This is a genomic window from Niveispirillum sp. FG156, assembly GCF_057809555.1.
Genome location: NZ_JBMDKE010000043.1, coordinates 54,941 through 61,477, shown reverse-complemented (window position 1 = coordinate 61,477; position 6,537 = coordinate 54,941). Strand labels below are relative to the sequence as shown.

Sequence of the window (6,537 nt, the reverse complement as noted above, 5' to 3'; positions counted from 1 at the left end):
GGCCATAGACGACATAGGCAGCACCGGCATCGCTCCGGTTATTTGGGTCGGCATAGATGGCCCCGACGATCAGGTCGTCGATACCGTCGCCATTGACATCCCCCGCCGAGGACACGGACCAGCCGGCATTGTCGTAATCACTGGCGCCGACGATTGTGAACCCGTCGCTGCTGGCCATAGCGGCGAGATCAATGCCGCTCTGGCCGCCGGACCGGCCATAGATGACATAGGCCGCACCGGCATCGTTCCGGCTGCCCGGGTCGGCAAATTTGGCCCCCACGATCATGTCGTCGATGCCGTCACCATTGATATCCCCCGCCGAGGATACGGAATAGCCAACATGGTCGGGGCTGCCGATACCGGCGATTGTGAACCCGTCGCCGCTGACCAGAGCGGCGAGATCGACGCCGCTATAGCCACCAGACCGGCCATAGACGACATAGGCGGCACCGACATCCTCCCGACCGCTGGGGTCGGCATAGATGGCCCCCACGATCAGATCGTCGATGCCGTCGCCATTGACATCCCCCGCCGAGGACACGGAATAGCCGGCACTGTCGTAGCTGGCGGCGCCGGTGATTGCGAACCCGTCATTGCTGGCCAGCGAGGCCAGATCGATGGCGCGGGGCGCAGCGACCTGGATATTCAGGCTGTCGCTGGTGTCGGTGCTGCCGGTTGCGGTGTAGCTGAGGGTTGCCAGGGCACTGTTGGCATTCGTCTGGCTGGCCGTGAAGACCATGCTGGCATCGCCGCTGCCATCACCCGTCACAAAGGTCAGGCCGGTCAGGGTGCCCAGCGTCAGGGTGCCGTGGGCCACCGACAAGGTGACCTGCACGCTGGCCGGCCCGCCGCCATCGGAATCATTCAGGCTGACCAGATTTGACCCGGTGAAGGAATAGGCCACGCCCTCCGTCACCGTGACACTGGACGGACCGTTGGCCGTCGGTAATCCGTCCACGGCTGTGATGGTCACCACGCTGCTGCCGGTCGCCGACAGGGCACCGCCGCTGCCCTGCGCCCCGCTATTGCCATCGGACAGCGTCCAGGCCAGCGTCACGCTGCCCGGCGGTGTGGCGCTGGTATTGCTGTAGGCCACATGCTGCATCACCTTGTCCACCAGGGCCGGCGTAGCATGGGTGGTGAAGGTGACTGTCAGGGTGCCGCCGCTGCTGGTGAAACTGGCGATGCTGTTGCCGCTGGCCATCAGGCTGGAGCCGCTGACCGTGAAATCGCTGCTGCTAGCAAAGCTGAACCGGTCGTCCGCCACAGCGGTCCCGGAGCGGGACAGGGTCAGCACGGCCCCATTATAATTGCCCGCAGCATCCAGCTCAGCATCCGCCACGGTGACATTGGCGTCCAGCACCACCGCACTGCCGCCCTCGGTAAAGGCCGCGTTGCCGTCCAGGCCGCTAAAGCCGGGCGCGTCATTCACCCCGCTGATATTGATCGTGATGCTGCTGTCGGTGGGCGTCGCTGCTTTGACGCCATAGATGACATAGCTGGCACCGGCATTCTCCCGATCGCTTGGGTCGGCCCGGCTGGCCCCGACGATCAGATCATCGACACCGTCTCTATTGATATCCCCTGCGGCGGACACGGAAACACCGGCAGTATCGTATTCCGTGGCCCCGGCGATCCTGAACCCGTCGCTGCTGGCCAGATCGGCCAGGTCGATGTCGCTGTAGCCGCCTGACTTGCCATAGATGACATAGGCGGCACCGGCATTGGTCTCGCCGTTCGCGTCGGCATAGGCGGCCCCGACAATCAGATCGTCGACGCCATCGCCATTGACATCCCTCGCCGAGGACACCGAATAGCCGGCCCGGTCGTTGCCATTGGCGCCGGCAATCCTGAAACCGTCGCTGCTGGCCAGATCGGCCAGATCGACACTGCTATACCCGCCGGACCGGCCATAGATCACATAGGCCGCACCAGCGCCATCGCGGTCGTTCGGGTCGACCAATCTGGCCCCGACCACCAGATCATCGATGCCGTCGTGATTGATGTCCCCCGCCGACGACACAGACGAGCCGGTAAAGTCAGCGCCGCTGACGCCGACGATTGTAAACCCGTCGCTGCTGGCCAGCGTGGCCAGATCAATGCCGCTATACCCGCTGGACCGGCCATAGATCACATAGGCCGCACCCACATAGTTCCGGCCACTCGGGTCGGCAGATATGGCCCCGACGATCAGATCGTCGATGCCGTCACCATTGACATCCCCCGCCGAGGACGCGGAAAAGCCGGTATTGTCGTTTTCGTCGGCTCCAGCGATGCGGAAGCCGTCACTGCTGGCCAGAGCGGCCAGATCGATACCGCTATAGCCGCCGGACCGGCCATAAACGACATAGGCCGCACCAGCGTCACTCCGGCTATTCGGGTCGGCATAGTAGGCCCCGACAATCAGATCGTCGATGCCGTCGCCATTCACATCTCCCGCCGAGGATACGGAATAGCCAGCGTTATCATAAGCACTGACACCGGCGATCTTGAACCCGTCGCTGCTGGCAACGGTGGCAAGGTCGACGCCGCTATAACCGCCTGACCGGCCATAGATGACATAGGCTGTACCGGCATCGCTGCGGCTGTTCGGGTCGGCATAGCGCGCCCCGACGATCATATCGTCGACGCCGTCACCATTGACATCCCCCGCCGAGGATACGGACCAGCCGGTTTTGTCGCCTCCGCTGGCGCCGGCGATGCGGAACCCGTCGCTGCTGGCCAGAGCGGCCAGATCGACGCTGCTATAGCCGCCGGACCGGCCATAGACGACATAGGCCGCACCAGCGTCACTCAGGCTATTCGGGTCGGCATAGACGGCCCCGACGATCATATCGTCGATGCCGTCGCCGTTGATATCCCCCGCCGAGGATACGGAATTGCCGGAATTGTCCTGGATGCCGACGCCGGCGATGCGAAACCCGTCGCTGCTGGCCAGGCTGCGCAGGTTGATGTCACGGGCCACCGCGACACCGGTAATCTGGATATTCAGGCTGTCGCTGGTGTCGGTGTTGCCGGTGGCGGTGTAGCTGAGGGTCGCCAGGGCGCTGTCGGCATCCGTCTGGCTGGCCGTGAAGACCATGCTGGCATCGCCGCTGCCATCACCCGTCGTGAAGGTCAGGCCGGTCAGACTGCCCAGCGTCAGGGTACCGTGGGCCACCGACAAGGTGACCTCGACCGTCGCAGGCCCGCCGCCATCGGAATCATTCAGGCTGATCAGATTGGACCCGGTGAAGGAATAGGCCACGCCCTCCGTCACCGTAACACTGGACGGCCCCTGGGCGGTCGGCAGCAAATCAGCCATGGTCAGTCACTCCAAATAAATAAAAATATTGGCGGCTGCATGGATCCGATGAATCCAGACAAGTGTTTTCAGAACGTCAAGGTTCTGGCGGTTTTATTTAAGTACAGCGCTTAGATTTTCTTTTTCAGCGACCGTTTCGCAGAGCGCTTTAAAATTGACGCTGGTCATCTTCCAACCCCTGTTTCGGTCTTGTTCGGCAGCAAGTGGGCTGACCTTAAGTCAGGCCCGCCCCACCCCGGTATCCCCACATCGTGTGATGCTGCGGCGAAGCTGTTGCGGGTAGTCTGCGGCAATGGGCGCTGTCCGCTGCACCGGGGGGGGCGGATGGTTCTTTTTGAAAGCCGCGCCGGCAGGCGGCGTGATCGGGGCTGGCGGGCCGGCTTGACCCGTGTTTGGGTATTGGCAAGATTTCGCGAACCTTCCTATCCTGCGCGCGCAGACCAGGATGCGATCCCCTTAGACGAAAGGCGTTTTCCTGTGGTGACCAGTGAGTTGCACGCGACGTCGGCGCCGGATCACCGCATCCGCGTCCTCCTGGTGGAGGATGACCGTCCGATCCGCGAGCGCATGAGCGCGATCCTGCGTGCCGCCGACCGCATCGATCTGGTCGCCGCTGCCGCCACCCTGGCGCAGGCCCGCGCGCTCTGTGCCGCCCATGTGCCGGCGGTCCTGGTCACCGACCTGAAGCTGCCCGACGGCAGCGGACTGGACCTGATCCACGAAAACCGGCGGCTCTACCCCGCCATGGAAATCATGGTGGTGTCGGTCCTGGGGGATGAGCGCAGCGTGCTGACCGCCATCGAGGCGGGGGCCGCAGGCTATATCCTGAAGGATTCAACGGCGATCGATCTGGTGGGCTCCGTGCTCGACCTTGTGGCCGGACGGTCACCGATTTCGACCTCCATCGCCCGCACCATCGTCCGACGCGTCCAGAGCCGGCAGGACGCCCCGTCGACCCTGCCGGCAGCCGAACCGGTGCCGTCGCTGACCGAGCGGGAAACAGACATTCTGTGGGGGGTCGCCAAGGGCCTGACCTATGGCGACATCGCGGAGCGGTTGGGCATCTCCCGCAACACGGTGCTGACCCATATCAAGAATATCTATCGCAAGCTGGAGGTGAATTCCCGCGGCGAGGCGGTGTTCGCCGCGATCAATCACAATATCATCAACCTGAAGGGCTGAGGGGCCGCCATGCCGTCGACGAGTGCCGATACGGGCATGAGCCTTGGCGCGTCCGCCCCTCTGTCCCGGCGGGGCTGGGCGTGGCGGTCTGCCCTGTGTCTGACGCTGCTGATCGCAGTTGTCACCTCACTCGCCTACATCGCCAATCCGACCCTGTCGGACGATGCGGCGGCCCTGTTTATCGATGAGGCGTGGCGGGCCGTGCCCAGCGATCAGGCCGGCGGCCCGGCAGCATGGACGCCCGTGGCTTTGCCCTATCGCTGCCCGACCACTGAGGCCGCCGAAGGCTGCGCGGCCACCTTTCGCATCGAGTATGCGTATGATCCGGTCGCCCGGCCCGCAGACGCGCAGGGCGTGTCGTTCTATGCGCCGTCTTTTCAGGGGGTGCTCACTATTTCCCTGAACGGCGTCTTCCTCGCCACCAGTGCATGGGAACGGGCGGAGGCCGATATTGCCGGCAATGTCCCGTTCCTGGTGCCGGCACCGCTTCTGCGCCCTGGCATCAACGAGTTCGAGATCGTCCTGTCCAAGCGTGGCGTCGTCAGTGCCTTCCTGGATCGTGTCGCCATTGGGCCCGACGCCCTGCTGCGCCCCAACCATGACCAGCGGCGGTTCCTGTTCTCGACCATGCAACGGATTATCGACGGCTGGCACATCACCATGGGCCTTTCGCTGTTCGTCATCTGGCTCGCCCGCCGTCGTGATCAGGTCTTCCTGGTGACCAGCAGCGTCATCCTGTCCCACGCTGCCGTGTCGATACCGGCGATCCTGGGTGAAGGGATGCTGAGCGACAGCTCTCTCCAGCTCATCAACCATGCCCGGTTTCTGGCCACCTGCCTCACGCTGCCCATGGCGCTGCTGTTCGCCCGCCTTCCGCTGCCGGTCCCCCTGGGCGCCTTCCTGGTGCCGCCGCTCCTCATTGTCGTCAGTTTTCTCACTCTTCCGGTCGATCTGCACCGGTGGCTGCTCACAAGCATCTACTTTCCATTCATGTCCGCCAGCGCGCTATGGGTGCTGGTGCTGGTGGTGCGCGCGGCTTTCCGTGAGCGGGATGTCGCGGCCACTGCGCTTGCCAGCGCCTTCCTGCTCAATCTGGTCATTGCAGTACATGACATCCTGCTCACCCGCGACTCTCTGGAGCCTAACCGGGTCCTGCTCGGTCGCTTCGCCTGGCCCGTCATCATGGCGGTCGTCTCGGCGGTGCTGGTGTGGCGCTTTGCCCGGACCATGAATGTGCTGGACCAGTTCAGCCAGCGCTTGCGGCGCGAGGTGGCGGCAGCCGAAGACGCCCTGCGCCGCAGCTTCGCCCGTGAGCAGAAGCAGGCCAAGGCAGCCGTGCTGGAGGCCGAACGCGTGCGCCTGATGAGTGACCTGCATGACGGCATCGCCGGCCAGCTCGTCTCGATCCTGGCCCTGTGCGAGCTGCAGGGGGAGGCATCGGGCGAGGTCGCGGTCTCGGTTGGTGGGGCGCTGGCCGATCTCCGGCTGGTGGTGGCATCGCTGGAAAGTTCGGGTGATGATCTCGGTGTGATGCTGGCCCTGTTCCGCGAACGGATAGAGCCCCAGCTCATGGCCCAGGGCGTGACGCTGGTGTGGCGCGCATCCACCCTGCCGGAGGTGAAGGGCCTGCACCCTGGCGCCACCCTCAACATCTTCCGCATCCTGCAGGAAGCGTCGGTCAACGCCGCCCGTCATAGCGGCTCGCCCACCCTGACCATCGAAGCTGGTCCCTCTCCGCAGCCGGGCCATGGCGTGCGCTTGTGCCTGATCGACCAGGGACGCGGCGGGGTGGTCAGCCGTCCGGGCAGCTATGGTTTGGGCAACATGCGCCGGCGGGCGGATGCCCTGGGCGGGATGCTCGACATCCAATCCGGCTCCGGCGGGACCACCGTCACCCTGGATTTGCCAGCCGAGATACGCGGACCGGCCTGAAGGCGCGCTCGACAAGACGGGCTCCGCCCTTGCATCTCGCAATCACCTCGGAGCGCTTGGTGGCCGTAGGTTCCAGCCCGTCGGAACAGGAATGACCATTTTTCCGATTTGAACAAGAT

The 6,537-nt window shown here is 64.4% G+C and carries 3 protein-coding genes; 2 read left to right on the top strand and 1 reads right to left on the bottom strand.

Going from position 1 to position 6,537, the window contains the following annotated elements; genetic code table 11:
* Window positions 1–3,304: beta strand repeat-containing protein (locus tag ACODSP_RS23120; RefSeq protein WP_488967897.1), on the bottom strand; the 3,304-nt coding region annotated here is incomplete at its 3' end.
* A gap of 480 nt (window positions 3,305–3,784) precedes the next feature.
* On the opposite strand from ACODSP_RS23120, the gene ACODSP_RS23115 reads away from it, so the two are divergent.
* Together ACODSP_RS23115 and ACODSP_RS23110 are read left to right on the top strand one after the other, a co-directional pair.
* Window positions 3,785–4,486, top strand: a complete 702-nt coding sequence (locus ACODSP_RS23115) for a response regulator (protein WP_488967896.1) — start codon at window positions 3,785–3,787, stop codon at window positions 4,484–4,486.
* A 9-nt stretch (window positions 4,487–4,495) separates the two neighbouring features.
* Window positions 4,496–6,418: a sensor histidine kinase gene (locus tag ACODSP_RS23110; protein ID WP_488967895.1), complete on the top strand. Its 1,923-nt coding sequence runs from the start codon at window positions 4,496–4,498 to the stop codon at window positions 6,416–6,418.
* Window positions 6,419–6,537: the final 119 nt, after the last annotated feature.

What these genes read in the sequence shown, in the direction of transcription:
- ACODSP_RS23110 (WP_488967895.1), top strand. Translation starts at nt 4,496, where the DNA reads ATGCCGTCGACGAGTGCCGATACGGGCATGAGCCTTGGCGCGTCCGCC.